Annotated in this window: 13 protein-coding genes; 8 read left to right on the top strand and 5 right to left on the bottom strand. The window is 71.2% G+C overall.

Annotated features, from left to right (window positions below):
• Positions 1–287 precede the first annotated feature (287 nt).
• On the top strand, positions 288–1,148 hold the full coding sequence (locus tag HNR22_RS15205; protein ID WP_179780936.1) for a bifunctional methylenetetrahydrofolate dehydrogenase/methenyltetrahydrofolate cyclohydrolase: 861 nt from the start codon (positions 288–290) through the stop codon (positions 1,146–1,148).
• A gap of 140 nt (positions 1,149–1,288) precedes the next feature.
• Positions 1,289–2,239, top strand: a complete 951-nt coding sequence (locus HNR22_RS15200; RefSeq protein ID WP_088950131.1) for a malate dehydrogenase — start codon at positions 1,289–1,291, stop codon at positions 2,237–2,239.
• A 131-nt stretch (positions 2,240–2,370) separates the two neighbouring features.
• Here the strand turns inward: HNR22_RS15200 and HNR22_RS15195 are convergent, their stop codons facing one another.
• The gene (locus HNR22_RS15195; RefSeq protein WP_179780935.1) at positions 2,371–3,207 is read right to left on the bottom strand and encodes an MBL fold metallo-hydrolase; all 837 of its coding nucleotides are present in this window, start codon (positions 3,205–3,207) and stop codon (positions 2,371–2,373) included.
• 138 nt (positions 3,208–3,345) lie between these two features.
• Here HNR22_RS15195 and HNR22_RS15190 point away from each other — a divergent pair, with 138 nt between their 5' ends.
• On the top strand, positions 3,346–4,563 hold the full coding sequence (locus HNR22_RS15190; protein ID WP_091406326.1) for an NADP-dependent isocitrate dehydrogenase: 1,218 nt from the start codon (positions 3,346–3,348) through the stop codon (positions 4,561–4,563).
• 324 nt (positions 4,564–4,887) lie between these two features.
• Here the strand turns inward: HNR22_RS15190 and galT are convergent, their stop codons facing one another.
• The 3 genes from galT to cysC form a co-directional block, all read right to left on the bottom strand.
• A complete protein-coding gene (galT, locus tag HNR22_RS15185; RefSeq protein ID WP_179780934.1) occupies positions 4,888–5,964 on the bottom strand; it encodes a galactose-1-phosphate uridylyltransferase in 1,077 nt (358 codons plus the stop codon).
• Positions 5,961–6,785, bottom strand: coding sequence for a DeoR/GlpR family DNA-binding transcription regulator (locus tag HNR22_RS15180; RefSeq protein ID WP_179780933.1), 825 nt, complete (start codon positions 6,783–6,785; stop codon positions 5,961–5,963). Before HNR22_RS15180 ends, galT begins: the two co-directional genes overlap by 4 nt.
• Positions 6,786–6,897: 112 nt before the next feature.
• Positions 6,898–8,427, bottom strand: coding sequence for an adenylyl-sulfate kinase (gene cysC, locus HNR22_RS15175; RefSeq protein ID WP_179783567.1), 1,530 nt, complete (start codon positions 8,425–8,427; stop codon positions 6,898–6,900).
• 419 nt (positions 8,428–8,846) lie between these two features.
• Between cysC and HNR22_RS15170 the strand changes: the two genes are divergently transcribed.
• The 5 genes from HNR22_RS15170 (at position 8,847) to HNR22_RS15150 (ending at position 13,020) form a co-directional block, all read left to right on the top strand.
• Entirely contained in the window at positions 8,847–9,761 is a 915-nt protein-coding gene (locus HNR22_RS15170) for an ABC transporter ATP-binding protein (RefSeq protein ID WP_088950126.1), read from the top strand.
• Positions 9,754–10,659, top strand: coding sequence for an ABC transporter permease (locus HNR22_RS15165; RefSeq protein WP_179780932.1), 906 nt, complete (start codon positions 9,754–9,756; stop codon positions 10,657–10,659). The genes HNR22_RS15170 and HNR22_RS15165 overlap by 8 nt, the downstream gene beginning before the upstream one ends.
• A complete protein-coding gene (locus tag HNR22_RS15160; RefSeq protein WP_179780931.1) occupies positions 10,659–11,570 on the top strand; it encodes an ABC transporter ATP-binding protein in 912 nt (303 codons plus the stop codon). Before HNR22_RS15165 ends, HNR22_RS15160 begins: the two co-directional genes overlap by 1 nt.
• A 1-nt stretch (position 11,571) precedes the next feature.
• Positions 11,572–12,282, top strand: a complete 711-nt coding sequence (locus HNR22_RS15155; RefSeq protein ID WP_179780930.1) for an ABC transporter permease — start codon at positions 11,572–11,574, stop codon at positions 12,280–12,282.
• A gap of 87 nt (positions 12,283–12,369) precedes the next feature.
• Positions 12,370–13,020: a hypothetical protein gene (locus HNR22_RS15150; protein WP_218906418.1), complete on the top strand. Its 651-nt coding sequence runs from the start codon at positions 12,370–12,372 to the stop codon at positions 13,018–13,020.
• 49 nt (positions 13,021–13,069) lie between these two features.
• Here HNR22_RS15150 and valS read toward each other — a convergent pair whose 3' ends face one another.
• On the bottom strand, positions 13,070–15,637 hold the full coding sequence (gene valS, locus HNR22_RS15145) for a valine--tRNA ligase (RefSeq protein WP_179780928.1): 2,568 nt from the start codon (positions 15,635–15,637) through the stop codon (positions 13,070–13,072).
• Positions 15,638–15,707 lie beyond the last annotated feature (70 nt).

Below are 15,707 nucleotides of genomic sequence, written 5' to 3'. Positions count from 1 at the left end.
CTAGCGAAAACCGCCGTAAACCTCATCAGCCTGCGAAAATCCTGTCGTTTGTTGGGGTGACTCTGCCCGTCTGAGGCAAGATGGACTCTGCGGGTGGCGGCATCCGCTCTCCGTCGTGCCCGACCCGCCTGTCTGATTCGACGGTGACCGAATGAACAAGTGGTGACTGAGAGTGACGAGCAACACGTTACTTACGGTCATGTTCGACGGTGGCGACCGAGGTGGCGACGAGCCGCGCGGGTGAGGTCCGTCTGAACTGCGGTCGGTGGCCGTGAGACGATCTGGACGTGACGGCGACGCTTCTGGACGGCAAGGCAACCGCGGCGGAGATCAAGGACGAGCTGCGGATTCGGGTGAAGGCACTCGCGGAACGCGGCATCACCCCCGGGCTGGGCACGGTGCTGGTCGGGGCGGACCCGGGCAGCCAGGCGTACGTCAACGGAAAGCACCGCGACTGCGCCGAGGTGGGCATCGCCTCGATCCGCCGGGAGCTGCCGGCCGACGCCACCCAGCAGCAGGTCGACGACGTGGTGGCCGAGCTGAACGCCGACCCGGCGTGCCACGGCTACATCGTCCAGCTGCCCTTGCCGGCCCATCTCGACACCCAGCGGGTGCTGGAGCTGATCGACCCGGACAAGGACGCCGACGGCCTGCACCCGGTCAACCTGGGCCGGCTCGTCCTCGGCTACGACGGCCCGCTGCCCTGCACCCCGCGCGGCATCGTGGAGCTGCTCCGCCGGCACGACGTGGCGCTGCGCGGCGCGACCGTCGCGGTGGTCGGTCGGGGCAACACCGTCGGCCGACCGCTCGGCCTGCTGCTCACCCGCCGCTCCGAGAACGCCACCGTCACCCTGTGCCACACCGGCACCCTCGACCTCGCCTCGCACACCCGGGCCGCCGACATCGTCATCGTCGCGGCCGGCGTACCGGGCCTGCTCACCGCCGACATGATCAACCCCGGTGCGGTCGTGGTGGACGTCGGCATCACGCGGGTGATCGGCGCGGACGGCAAGGGCCGCTACACCGGCGACGTCGACCCGGAGGTGGCCGAGACGGCCGGTGCCCTGGTCCCCATGCCCGGCGGTGTGGGGCCGATGACCCGGGCCATGCTGCTCACCAACGTCGTCGAGCGCGCCGAGCGCGGCTGACCCCGCGCGCCGGTGGCGCCGAACCAGGACGGCGGTGACGTTCGCCCCATCCCGGCGATGGCCGCCGCCCCTGGCCTGATCGGTGCCAGGATGACTGATACGGTCCGGAAAACCGACTGGTATCAGGGAGTGGGACGACCATGGGTAAGAAGGTCACTGTCGTCGGGGCTGGCTTCTACGGCTCCACCACCGCACAGCGCCTGGCCGAGTACGACGTCTTCGACACCGTAGTGATCACCGACATCGTGGAGGGCAAGCCCGCGGGCCTCGCGCTCGACCTCAACCAGTCCCGGGCCATCGAGGGCTTCGAGACCAAGGTGGTCGGTGTCACCACCGGCCCCAACGGTGAGGGCTACGAGCAGATCGAGGGCTCCGACGTCGTCGTGATCACCGCCGGTCTGCCGCGCAAGCCCGGCATGAGCCGGATGGACCTGCTGGAGACCAACGCCAAGATCGTTCGGCAGGTCGCCGAGAACGTCGCCAAGTACGCCCCGAACGCCGTCGTCATCGTGGTCTCCAACCCGCTGGACGAGATGACCGCGCTGGCGCAGCTCGCCACCCAGTTCCCGAAGAACCGGGTGCTCGGTCAGGCCGGCATGCTCGACACCGCCCGGTTCAGCAACTTCGTCGCCGAGGCGCTGAACGTGCCGGTGGCGTCGGTACGCACGCTGACCCTGGGCTCGCACGGCGACACCATGGTCCCGGTGCCCTCGAAGAGCACCGTCAACGGCAAGCCGTTGCGTGACGCGATGCCGGCCGAGCAGATCGAGGAGCTGGTCGTCAAGACCCGCAACGGTGGCGCCGAGGTGGTCGCGCTGCTCAAGACCGGTTCGGCGTACTACGCTCCGTCCGCCGCCGCGGCCCGGATGGCGAAGGCCGTCGCGGAGGACTCGGGCGAGGTCATGCCGGTCTGCGCCTGGGTCGACGGCGAGTACGGCATCTCCGGTGTCTACCTGGGTGTCGAGGCCGAGATCGGCGCCGAGGGCGTCAAGCGGGTCGTCGAGACCGACCTGGACGCCGACGAGCGCGCCAGCCTCCTGGAGGCGGCCGAAGCCGTCCGCGCCAAGCAGGGTGACATCTCCAGCATGTAGTTCCCCGAACCAGAACGACCCGAAGGGCCCGCCGGCAACCGGCGGGCCCTTCCCCGTCCCACCCCCCTATCTGCGGTTGATCATGAGGTTGGCGGCAGTGATGGAGATCGAAAACCCCGTCAACCTCATGATCAACCAACTCGGGGGGTGCGGTGGGGTGGGTTGGGGGCGGGGAACTGGGTGAAGGGGGTGGCCAGGTGGGGGGTGGCCAGGACGGTGGGGGAGTGGGCGCGGAGCGCGGCCCGCCGGGAGGTGCGGGCCAGGTCCGGGTCCACCTCGTAGGCGTACGCCAGGTCGGGGTCGACGAGTTGCACGGCGTGCACCAGCATGTCGCCGGTGACCAGCATCCGTTCGTCGGCCGAGGTCAGGAGCACCGACTGGTGGCCCGGGGTGTGGCCGGGGGTGGGCAGCAGGCGTACCGCCGGGGTGAGAGTGGTCTCACCGTCGACCACCCGGAGCTGGCCGGCGGCGCGCAGGGGTGCGATCAGGCCGGCCGGCAGCCCGGGGTTGATCGTCTCCGCCGCGTCCAGCTCGGCGCGTTGCACCAGATAGCTGGCGTTCGGGAAGTACGGCCGACCCGGCGTGCCGGTGACGGCCCAGCCGATGTGGTCGCTGTGCAGATGGGTCAGCACGACCGTGTCGACGTCGGCCGGGTCGATGCCCGCCGCGTCCAGCTCGGCGGGCATCCGGCCGGGCACGGGTGTCCAGCTCGCGGCCGGCGCGTCCACCGGCCCGATCCCGGCGTCGACCAGGGTGACCGGCCCGTCGCCGGAGCGGATCGCGAAGCTGCGGAACGGCAGCCACCACTGCGCGTCGGCGGTCACCGAGCCCGGGTCGAGCCGGTCGGCCTCCGCCCAGTGCGCCGCCGTGGCCTGCGGGAACGCCTCCGCACGGGGCTGGAAGAAGGCACCCTCACCGTCGGTGAGTGCGGTGACCGTGATAGACCCAAGGATGCGGTTCAGTGGCATCGGGCGATGATTCCAGGGCATTCCTGTTCCGCGCAGCCCGGTTTCCACCGGTCGGTCGAGGCCGGCTGGGGGCTGCCGGCCCAATTGCAGTACGCTCGTACTGCTTGAGCACGTGTCCCCCGAGAGGAGCGCCGGTCGATGGCGAAGATCAAGGTAAACAACCCGGTCGTTGAACTCGACGGCGACGAGATGACCCGGATCATCTGGAAGCAGATCCGGGAGCAGCTGATCCTGCCCTACCTCGACGTCGACCTGCACTACTACGACCTGTCGATCCAGCACCGCGACGAGACCGACGACCAGGTCACGATCGACGCCGCCAACGCCATCAAGGAGCACGGCGTCGGCGTCAAGTGCGCGACCATCACCCCGGACGAGGCCCGGGTCGAGGAGTTCGGCCTGAAGAAGATGTGGCGGTCGCCCAACGGCACCATCCGCAACATCCTCGGCGGCGTCGTCTTCCGTGAGCCGATCATCATGTCCAACGTGCCGCGGCTGGTCCCCGGCTGGACCAAGCCGATCATCATCGGCCGGCACGCCCACGGTGACCAGTACAAGGCCACCGACTTCGTCGTCCCCGGCCCGGGCACGGTGACCATCACCTACACCCCCGCCGACGGTGGCGCGCCAATGGAGATGGAGGTCGCCAACTTCCCCGGCGGCGGCATCGCCATGGGCATGTACAACTACGACGAGTCGATCCGGGACTTCGCCCGGGCGTCGTTCCGGTACGGGCTGGACCGCAACTACCCGGTCTACCTGTCGACCAAGAACACCATCCTCAAGGCGTACGACGGTCGGTTCAAGGACCTCTTCGCCGAGGTGTTCGAGGCCGAGTTCAAGGCCGAGTTCGACGCCGCCGGCATCACCTACGAGCACCGGCTGATCGACGACATGGTCGCCGCCGCGCTCAAGTGGGAGGGCGGCTACGTCTGGGCCTGCAAGAACTACGACGGTGACGTGCAGTCCGACACCGTCGCGCAGGGCTTCGGCTCGCTGGGTCTGATGACCTCCGTCCTGCTCTCCCCGGACGGTCGTACCGTCGAGGCCGAGGCCGCCCACGGCACTGTCACCCGGCACTACCGGCAGTACCAGAAGGGTGAGAAGACGTCGACCAACCCGATCGCGTCCATCTACGCCTGGACCCGGGGCCTGGCCCACCGGGGCAAGCTGGACGGCACGCCGGCGGTCACCGAGTTCGCCAACACCCTGGAGCAGGTCATCGTCGACACCGTCGAAGGCGGCCAGATGACCAAGGACCTCTCGCTGCTCATCTCGCGGGACGCCCCGTGGCTGACCACCGACGAGTTCATGAACGCGCTCGACGAGAACCTCGCCCGCAAGATCGCCGCCTGATCCAGGCGTACCGCATCATCGGAGCCCGCCGGCGTCTCAGCCGGCGGGCTTCGGCGTGTCCGGGGCTGACGCGCCGGTTGTCGTCACCGCCGTCGGCGCGCCTCGTTGACCAGGATGGACGAGATGCCAGTCGCGTCCAGGAAGGTTGACCTCGGTCGACCCGCGGCACCCGTGCGCCGATCAGCCAGCCTTCCCGGCTGTGCCGTGCACAGCCAGCCGTCCCTTCCCTGCGGGGGGCCCTGTCCCGGGCCCCCCGCGCCCTGTTTCGCAGCGCTCAGCGCGGGGTTTCGCAGCGCTCACCGCAGGGCGGGAAAGCAGCGCGGCTCAGGCGGCGCGCAGCAACTCGGCGGCGCGCTCCGGGGAAATGTCGTTGATGAAGACACCCATCCCGGACTCGGAGCCCGCCAGATACTTCAGCTTGTCCTTGGCGCGCCGGATGCTGAACAGCTGAAGGTGCAGGTGGCCGAACTCCCGGTCGATGCGCACCGGCGCCTGGTGCCAGGCCGAGATGTACGGCATCGGCATGTCGAACAGGCCGTCGAAGCGGCGCAGCAGATCCAGGTAGAGCGGCCCGAAGGCGTCCCGCTCGCTGTCGCTGAGCGCCGGGATGTCCGGCACCACCCGGCGCGGCGCGACGTGCACCTCGAACGGCCAACGGGCCGCCGCCGGGACGAACGCCGTCCAGTGTTCGTTCTCGGTGACCACCCGGTCGCCGGTGGCGCGCTCGGCGGCCAGCACGTCCGCGTACAGGTTGCCCCCGCCGGTCCGCTCGGCGTGCCGGCGGGCCGCGGCCAGCAGCGCGCGGGTGCGCGGCGTCACGAAGGGGTACGCGTAGATCTGCCCGTGCGGGTGGTGCAGCGTGACGCCGATTTCGACGCCCCGGTTCTCGAAGCAGAAGACCTGCTCCACGCCGGGCAGTTCACCGAGCACCTCGGTGCGGTCGGCGAGCGCGTCCAGCACGGTGCGGACCCGGCGCGGGGGCAGGCTGGCGAAGGACGCGTTGTGGTCCGAGGTGAAGCAGACCACCTCGCACCGCCCGAGGCCCGGCCGGACCGACGTGAACGGGGTGATCTCCCCGGGCTCGTCGGCCACCCGGCCGCTCAGCGACGGGAACCGGTTCTCGAAGACCACCACGTCGTAGTCGGGCGCGGGGATCTCGGTCAGCCGGTCGCCCACCGACGGGTCGAGCGGGCACTCGTTCGCCGGCGGGAGGAAGATGCGGGTCTGCCGGTGCACGGCGACCGCCACCCACTCGTCGGTCAGCGGGTCGTAGCGCAGTTGGGACGCGGGAGGCGGCGGCGGCAGGTCGCGGCGGTCCGGCTGGTCGCGGACGGCGTCGTCGCGCTCGTCGAAGTAGATCAGCTCCCGGCCGTCGGCCAGGTCGATCGCGGTGCGCTTCACGGCGCCGTCCCCTCACTCGTCGGCGTGCGCGTCGCGCGGCCCGCCCCTGTTGCCTTTACCATGATCAATTCGCCCACGTGTTCGCCGAGTACCCGTCGAGCGGGCGGAGGCAACTGGTCGTCGCTGACCAGTACGTGTGCGGCGGCCAGCTCGACGATCGAGGAGATGCCCACGGTGCCCCACTTGGTGTGGTCGGCGAGCACCACCAACCGGTCCGCCGCGGCCACGAGCGCCCGGTCGGTCTCCGCCTCCATGAGGTTCGGGGTGGTGAAGCCGGCCCGCTCGGTGATGCCGTGCACGCCCAGGAAGAGCAGATCCAGGTGCAGCGACCGGACCGCACCGACCGCGAGTGGACCGACCAGCGCGTCCGACGGTGTGCGTACGCCGCCGGTGAGCACCACCGTCTGGTCCGGTCGACCTCCGGCGTGCAGGATCTCGGCCACCGGCAGCGAGTTCGTCACCACGGTCAGGCCCGGCACGTCCACCAACCTCCGGGCCAGCTCGGCGGTGGTGGTGCCGGCGGAGAGGGCGACCGCCGCGCCCGGTCGGACGAGTTGGGCGGCCCGGTCCGCGATGGCGGCCTTCTCCGGCAGTTGGCGGACCGACTTGGCGTGGAAGCCCGGCTCGTCGGTCGACCCCGGTCCGGCTGTGGTGGCGCCGCCGTGCACCTTGGCCAGCAGGCCGCGCTCGTGCAACGCCTCGAGGTCACGGCGGATGGTCATGTCGGAGACACCGAACTCGGTGGCCAGCTCGCTCACCCGGACGCCGCCGGTCGACCGGACCCGCTCCAGGATGGCCACCTGCCGCTGCTGAGCGAGCATTGCCGTGCCTCCCGGGGGTCCCCGTACTCTCACGCGGTCAAACGTGTTCCAACAAAGATGAACACTAGCGCGTAGCGGGCAACGGTGGAAGGAACGGGGGTGCGGCGACGCCTCAGGCGGAGGCGATCTTCAGCTCCACCCAGCCGGTCTCGGTCAGGTGGTGCAGCACCGCCTGCACCGCGTCCGGGACGCTCAGGTCGGTGGTGTCGAGCACCAGGTCGGCGTCGGTCGGCTCCTCGTACGGGTCGTCGATGCCGGTCATCCCGGTGAGCAGGCCCGCCCGCGCCCGCGCGTACAGGCCCTTACGGTCCCGCCGCTCGCACACCTCCAGCGGGGTGGCCACGTGCACCAGCACGAAACCCGCACCGGCGGCCAGGGCCATCTCCCGGGCAGTGGCGCGGGCAGCCGCGTACGGGGCGATCGGGCAGCAGATGCCCACCCCGTGGTGCCGGGCGACCTCGGCGGCCACCCAGCCGATCCGTCGGACGTTGAGATCCCGGTCGGCCTTGCTGAAGCCCAGCCCGGCGGAGAGTTCCCGGCGCACCACGTCCCCGTCGAGCAGGGTCACCGTCCGGTCGCCGCTCTCGCGCAACGCGTCCGCCAGCCCTCGGGCGATAGTCGACTTGCCGGAACCGGAGAGGCCGGTCATGAAGACCACCAGCCCCCGGTGCCGGCGCGGCGGCCGGGCCCGGGCCAGCTCCCTCGCCACGGCCGGCGGGGTGTGCCACTCCGGCAACGGGAAACCGCGGTCGAGCAGGTCGTCGATCTCCTGCTGCGTCAGCGCGAGCCGGCGGTTGCGCGGTGGGATGTCCTCCCGCCAGCGCCACTGCCCGTCCCGGTTGTCGTACGCCAGCTCGCGCGGCACCAGCACCCGCAGCCCGGCGCCGGAGAGCATCTCGCCGGTGGAGAGCAGGTGGGTGACCCCGTACGAGGCGGAGACCCGGGCGCGCAGCAGCGCGTCGCTGATCTCCTCCTGCCGGTGCGACAACGGCACCGCGACCAGGGTGGCGGGCGGCATCCGGTCGCGGGCGGCGAAGACGGCGCGTACCAGCGCCTCCGGCGGGAGCCCGCCGACGCCACCCTCGCCGACCGGGATCATCACGAGCAGGTGCGCGGCCAGCGTGCGGGCGGCATGCGCGATCTGGGCGAGCTGCGGACGATGCAGCGGCCGATCGGCGATGACGCCGAGCACCCGGCCCGGGGGCAGCAGCGCCCGGACCTCCTCCGGGCTGCGGCGCAGCCGTTGGAACGGGCCGTGACCACCGTCGCCCAGTCGCCGGACCTGGCCACCGACCCCCGCCACACCCTCGCGGACCGGCCAGACGTCCGCCACGTCCAGGGCAGCCGCCGGGGCGCCCTCCCCGTCGGTGAGCACCAGCGCCCGACGGGCCGGGTCGCGCGGATCGAAACTCTGGGCCAGGGCGGCCGGCACCTGGAGGGTCACCGCGACCTGCCACGGCGCGCCGTCGGCCAGCCGGCCGCGTCGGCTCACCGAGACCAGGTCAGCGCGGGTCATGAAGCCGGTCAGAGGGGCGTACGCACCGGTCAGCAGCAGCTCCAGATCCGCGAGCTCACCCGGACGCGGCGTGTACGCCGGCGCGTCCCGCAGCACCTCGTCGGGCAGCACCCAGCCGTTGCTCATCCACACCCCCCACTCGCTGACCGGCACACAGTTTCGCAGCCGACCGCCGATCGGTCGAGGGCGCCACTCCACGACCCCGACGGGCTGAAGCAGCGCCGGATCCGCCAACCCGCCACCGACCGCATCCGGCTGCACACCTTCCGCTCGTCGCGCAGCCGGGCCGCGAACCCGTCGACACGCCCACCATGGCCGTCACCAACGACCGTCGCCTGCCCGATTACTGCCCGTTGAACGGAACGTGAATCGTCCCACCCCCGATGGGCTTTTTCCGAGGCGGGGTGGCGCCGGGCGCCGGACTGCGGAAAAACCTCCCCAGCAGCAGGGCAGGGGACCTTAGGGGTCCGCTACGCCAAGGATCAGGGAAGCGCCGGGGGCGCGCCGGTGCCGGAGGCAGGCCCGCACTCCCTACGCTGGGCACCGTGACACTGATCGCGACCCAGTCGCTCACCAAGACGTACGGAGGTCGGGTCACCGCGCTCGCCGACCTCACCGTCGCCGTCGAGCCCGGGATCATCGGCCTGGTGGGCGCGAACGGCGCCGGTAAATCCACCTTGATCAAGATTCTGCTCGGCCTGATCGCACCAACCAGCGGTCAGGTCTCGGTGCTCGGCATCGACCCGACCGCAGACCCGGCGGCTGTCCGCAACCGGGTCGGCTACATGCCGGAGCACGACTGCCTCCCACCGGACCTGTCCGCCGCCGAACTGGTCACCCATCTTGGCCGGATGAGCGGCCTGCCCCGCACCGCGGCTCGCGAGCGGGCCTCGGAGGCGCTGCGGCACGTGGGGCTCTATGAGGAGCGCTACCGCCCGGTCGGTGGCTACTCGACCGGCATGAAGCAGCGGGTCAAGCTGGCCCAGGCACTGGTGCACGACCCCGACCTGCTGCTGCTCGACGAGCCGACCAACGGCCTGGACCCGGCCGGCCGCGACGCCATGCTGGCCCTGGTGCACCGGATCGGCACCGAGTTCGGCATCTCCGTGCTGGTCTGCTCGCACCTGCTCGGCGAGGTGGAGCGGATCTGCGACACGCTGATCGCCATCGACGGCGGCAAACTGCTGCGCGCCGACCACATCTCCGCGATGACCTCGGCCACCGACGTGCTCGCCGTCGAGGTCAGCGAGGGCACCGAGGAGCTCGCCGCCCGGCTCGCCGAGCTCAAACTGCCGGTGGCGCGCGACGGGCGACTGCTCCTCGTGCCACTCGCCGACGACGGCACCTACGACCTGATCCTCGGCGCGGTCGCCGAACTGGACCTGCCACTGCACCGACTGGACCAGCGCCGGCACCGGGTGGCCGAACTCTTCGCCACGAGGGAGCTCTCCCATGCCTGAGCCGACCGCAGCCGCCGTGCGCCCCGCGCCGACAGGCGTCATCCACGACATCGGCTATCAGCGCTACGAGGGCCCGAGGCTGGGCCGCCGCCAGGTCTTCGGCGCCCTCTACCTGCACGGGCTGCGCACCGCGTTCGGGTTCGGGCGCAGCGCCAAGGCCAAGATCTTCCCGTGGCTGGTGGTCGGCATCGTCTCCCTGGTCGCGGTGGCCCTGGCCGCGATCCGCAGCCAGATCGGCGAGCCGGTCGCCACGTACGCCCAATTCGCCGACGCGATGAGCTGGCTTGTCATCTTCTTCGTCGCGGTCGTCGCTCCGGAGCTGGTCTCCCGGGACCTGCGCAGCGGTGTGCTGCCGCTGTACTTCTCCCGGCCGCTGCCGCGCGCCGACTACGCGCTGGCCAAGCTGCTGGCGTTGGTCACCGCCCTCTGGCTGCTGCTCGGCGGGCCACAGCTGCTGATGTTCCTGGGCGCCGCCTTCACCACCAAGCAGGGCATGCGCGGGGTGTGGAACGAGCTGCTCGACCTGCTGCCCGGGTTGCTCTACGCCGGGCTGTGGGCGGTGGTCTTCGCCTCGGTCGGGCTGCTGGTCGCCTCGCTGACCGGCAAGCGTGCCTTCGCCGCCGGCGGGGTGGTGGCGGTCTTCCTGATGACCACCCCGATCGTCGGGGTGCTGAGCATCCTGCCGTCGCGCGCCGCCAACGAGCTGGCCGGGCTCGCCTCGCCCTCCACGCTGGTGCAGGGGGTGGGCATCTGGTCGCTGGGTGACCTGCTGGTCGAGGGCGATCCGGGCGAGATGATGATCGGCGGGTTCGGCCCGGTCTACGCCCTGGCCGCAGTGCTGTTGGTCGCCGGCGCGACCGCCCTCCTGCTGGCTCGCTACCGGAAGGTCGCCTCCTGATGAGCACGCTGAGCCTGACCGGGGTGTCCCGGTGGTACGGCAACGTGGTCGCGGTCAACGACATCAGCATGGCCCTGGGGCCGGGCGTGACGGGGCTGCTCGGCCCGAACGGCGCCGGCAAGACCACCCTGCTGCACATGATGGCCGGGTTCCTCGCCCCGTCACGCGGCACGGTCACCCTCGACGACGAGCCGACCTGGCGAAACCCCGACGTCTACCGGCGGCTGGGGCTGGTCAGTGAACGGGAGGCGGTGCAGGGCTTCCTCACCGCGTACGAGTTCGTGCATGCCAGCGCGAAGCTGCACCGGCTGCCCGACCCGGCGGCGGCGGCCCGGCGGGCGATCGACCTGGTGGAGCTGGAGTCGGCGCAGGACCGCCGGATCGGCACGTACTCCAAGGGCATGCGGCAGCGGGCCCGGGTGGCCGCCGCGATGGTGCACGACCCGCAGGTGCTGTTGCTCGACGAGCCGTTCAACGGGATGGACCCGCGCCAGCGGCTGCACATGATGGAGCTGCTGCACAGCCTGGGCGACGCCGGCCGGACGATCCTGTTCAGCTCGCACATCCTGGAGGAGGTCGAGCAGGTCTCCGGGACGGTGCAGGTGATGGTGGCCGGGCGGTTGGCGGCCTCCGGCGACTTCCGGACCATCCGCCGGTTGATGACCAACCGCCCGCACGTGTTCGCGGTGCGGTCGACGAACGACAGGGCGCTGGCCGTCGCGCTGATCGCCGAGCCGTCGGTCAGCGGAGTCGAGTTGGACCCGACGGGCCTGACCGTGCGCGCCGGTGACTACGGCGCCTTCACCCGGGCGCTACCCCGGATCGCGCTCAAGCAAGGCATCCGGGTGCGCCAGCTGGTGCCGTCCGACGAGTCTCTGGAGAGCGTCTTCTCCTACCTGGTGGAGGCCTGACATGTCGACCATTACCTGGATCACCGCACGCGGGCTGTTCGGCCGGCGTCGGTTCCTGCTGCTGCTTCCGTTGCCGTTGGTGCTGCTCGGGCTCGCCGTGCTCTGCCGGTCGCTGGGGGTGGACCCGGGCGAGTGGGGGCCTCCGGTGCTGGTCGGCCTCGGTCTGGCCGTGGTGCTGCCGGTGGTTGCGCTGATCATCGGTACCGGGGTGCTGGGCGCCGAGATCGACGACGGCACTGTGGTGCACATCCTGACCAAACCGCTCCCGCGGTGGCAGATCGTGCTGCCGAAACTCGCGGTGGCCGCCGGGATCACCGCGGTGACCGTCGCGGTGCCGCTCTACGTCGCGGGCGTGCTGGCCGCTTCGGTACGCCTCGGACTGGCGTTGGCCGTCGCGGCGGCGCTCGGCGCGCTGGCGTACTCGGCGTTCTTCCTCGCGCTCAGCCTGGTCACCAGGCGGCCGGTGCTGCTCGGCCTGGTCTACGTGCTGATCTGGGAGGGGCTGCTGGGCAACTTCGTCAGCGGCACCAAGGTGCTCTCCATCCAGCAGTACGTGATCGCCCTCGCTGACCGGATCGCCCCCACCGGGCTGCTGGAGACCACCGTGTCGGTGCCGGTGGCGTCGGTGATGACCGCTCTGGTCAGCATCGGTTTCACCGTGCTGGCCATCGACCGTCTGCGCTCGTTCAGCGTGGCCGGCGAGACGAGCTGACACCGGTGCCAAGCGCTGTTCCGGCCAGCCCCCGCCTGGCGGTAGGGCTGGCCGGATGGACCGGTCAGGCCACCTCGGGCCAGGCTGATGGGCGTGAGCGTCGAAGCGGAGCAGACGTCGTTGGCTGAGCCGTACTCCCGGAGCAGCCGGCCATGGCTGACCAGCCTGGCCGTCGCCGGGTTGGCCTGCGCCACGGTCGCCACGGCCGCTCAGGGCACCGGCCAGTTCCACTGGTGGGCCGTGTTCATCCTGATCCCGGCCGCCCTGATCGCGGCCAGCGGCGGGCCGTTGCTGGCCCGTGGTGGTGGCCGGGCCTTCGCCGGTTACATGCTCGCCTGCATCGGCACCCTGGTGTTCGCGGTGGGCGCGCTGCTGATGTTCGGCGTGATGGGGCGGGGTTGGCCGCTGCTGGTGGTGCTGCCCTGTCTGGCGGTCGCCGGCACCTACTACTGGCGGGCGGCCCACCCGCTGGCCCGTGGCCTGCACCGGGCGGTGGCCCTGCTCGCGCTGACCGGTGCCCTGCTCGGTCTGACCCTGCAACTGATCCGGGTGGACCTGATCGACCTGGATACCGGCTGGTGGGGTGCGTTCCTGATGCTGGCCGGGGCCATCGTGCTGGGCAACGCGGGGGAGCTGACCCGGCACCGGATGCCGTACCGCCTCCAGGCGATCACCCTGCTGGTGGGGCCCGCGGTGGTCGCGTTCCTGCTCGGGCTGCGCTTCCTGCGCGGTTGGTGACACCGGTCCGCCGCCGCCCCCGGGGGGGGTGGGCGGCGGCGGACACGGGTCAGAAGGCGCAGGCGATGACGAGCTCCGGGGTGCGGTCGGGGAGCAGGTCGAGTTTGGCGATCCGGCCGGCTGCCCGCAGGTCGTCGGCGACCAGGGTGAGCTGTTCCAGGAGCGCCGCCGGGCCGAGCGCCTCGGCCAGCGGCACCTCCGCCCTCATCGACAGCTTCCGCTCCGACTTGGCCCGTCGCACCTGGCTCAACGCGTCGCCGGCGAGCCGCAGCAGCGCCGGGTCACCCGACCCCTCGATCGTCCGGGCCACCTCGTACGTGGTGGGCCACGGCGCACGGTGCACCGAGCCGTACCGCCACCACGACCAGACCTCCTCGGTCACGTACGGCAGGAACGGGGCGAACAGTCGCAGCTGCACCGACAGTGCCGAGGCCAGCCCCGCCCGCGCCGAGTCGGCCCCCGCGCCGGTGCCGTAGGCACGTTCCTTGACCAGCTCGATGTAGTCGTCGCAGAACCGCCAGAAGAACGCCTCGGTGGCCTGCAACGCCGCCGTGTGGTCGTACGAGTCGAAGGCGGTGCTCGCGGCGGTGACCACGGTGGCCAGCTCGGCGAGCATGGCCCGGTCCAGTGCAGCGGTCGCCGGCGCGCGTAAGGCGTCCGCCGCACCCAGCCCGAGCGCGAACTTGGACGCGTTGAGCAGCTTGGTGGCCAGCCGCCGACCGATCTTGATCTGCGCCGGGTCGAAGGCCAGGTCCATGCCGGGCTTGCCGCTGGCCGCCCAGTAGCGCACCGCGTCGGAGCCGTGCTGCTCCAACAGCGCCAGCGGGGTGACCACGTTGCCCTTGGACTTGGCCATCTTCTTGTGGTCCGGGTCGAGGATCCAGCCGGAGAGCACGGTGTCCCGCCAGGGCAGCACCCCGTGCTCGAAGTGCGAGCGAACCACGGTGTCGAAGAGCCAGGTCCGGATGATCTCCTGCCCCTGGGGGCGGAGGTCCATCGGGAAGACCGTGGCGAACAGGTCCGGGTCGGTCTCCCAGCCGCCGACGATCTGCGGGGTCAACGACGAGGTGGCCCAGGTGTCCAACACGTCCGGGTCGCCGATGAAGCCACCCGGACGGCCGCGCTGCGACTCGTCGTAGCCGGGCGCCGGATCACTGGATGGATCGACCGGCAGCGCGGACTCGTCCGGCGTGAGAGGGTGGGACCAGTCCGGCTCGCCAGTGTCGTCGAGCCGGTACCAGACCGGCACCGGCACCCCGAAGAAGCGCTGGCGACTGACCAGCCAGTCACCGGTCAGGCCACCCACCCAGTTGTCGTAGCGGTGCTTCATGTGCGCCGGCACCCAGTGCAGCTCCTCGCCCCGGGCCAGCAGCGTCGCCCGCAGCTCGGCATCCCGGCCGCCGTTGCGCAGATACCACTGTCGAGTCGAGACGATCTCCAGTGGCCGGTCGCCGCGTTCGTAGAACTTGACCGGGTGGGTGATCGGGCGCGGCTCACCGATCAGGTCACCCGCGTCGGCCAGCATCCCGACGATCTCCCGGCGGGCGCCGTTGACGGTCTGCCCGGCCAGCGCCGCGTACGGCTGGGCCGGCACCCCGGCCGGCGGATCGGGCAGCAGCCGGCCGTCCCGCCCGATCACCACCCGGGTGTCCAATCGCAGCTCACGCCACCAGGTCACGTCGGTCAGATCACCGAACGTGCAGACCATCGCGACGCCGGTGCCCTTGGCGGGGTCGGCGAGTGGGTGGGCATACACCGGCACCTCGACGGCGAACAACGGGCTGCGCACCGTGCCGCCCACCAGGTCGGCGTACCGCTCGTCGTCGGGGTGACAGACCAGCGCCACACAGGCCGGCAGCAGCTCGGGTCGGGTGGTGTCGATGAGCACCTCACGCCCATCGGGCGTGGCGAACCGCAGCCGGTGGTACGCGCCAGGGCGCTCCCGGTCCTCCAACTCCGCCTGGGCGACCGCGGTGGCGAAGCCGACGTCCCAGAGCGTCGGTGCCTCCGACTGGTACGCCTCGCCCCGCAGCAGGTTGCGCACGAAGGCCCGCTGACTGGTGGCCCGGGCGACCCGGCCGATCGTCGTGTAGGTCAACGACCAGTCCACCGAGAGCCCGAGCCGCCGCCACAACGCCTCGAACACCTGCTCGTCGGTGACCGTCAGTCGTTCGCACAGCTCGATGAAGTTGCGTCGGGAGATCGGGGTGGGGTCACGGCGGGCCGCGTCGTCGACCGGGGACGCCGGTGGCCGCCACACCGGGTCGTACGCCAGCGCCGGATCGCAGCGCACCCCGTACACGTTCTGCACGCGCCGCTCGGTGGGCAGCCCGTTGTCGTCCCAGCCCATCGGGTAGAAGACGGCCTTGCCGCGCATCCGCTGGTAGCGCGCGACGGTGTCGGTGTGCGTGTACGAGAAGACGTGCCCCATGTGCAACTCGCCCGATACGGTCGGCGGAGGGGTGTCGATGGCGTACACGTCCTTGCGCTCCGTCTTCGAGCGGTCGAACGCGTACGTGCCCTCCTCCTGCCAGCGGCGTGCCCAGCTTTCCTCGAGCCCGTCCAGGGTCGGACGCTCGGGAACGCCGGCGCGGGCCGTCCTCGCCGTTTCGGTCATCCTGCGATCGTAGGCACCTGTCCGGTGCCGGGCGACGTAGTTGCCGCCGAACACACCGGTGACCGGGGCA

This window comes from Micromonospora jinlongensis (assembly GCF_013410645.1).
Lineage (GTDB): Bacteria > Actinomycetota > Actinomycetes > Mycobacteriales > Micromonosporaceae > Micromonospora > Micromonospora zamorensis.
The sequence above is the reverse complement of the archived record's forward strand: the minus strand, read 5'-3'. Positions and strand labels throughout refer to the sequence as shown.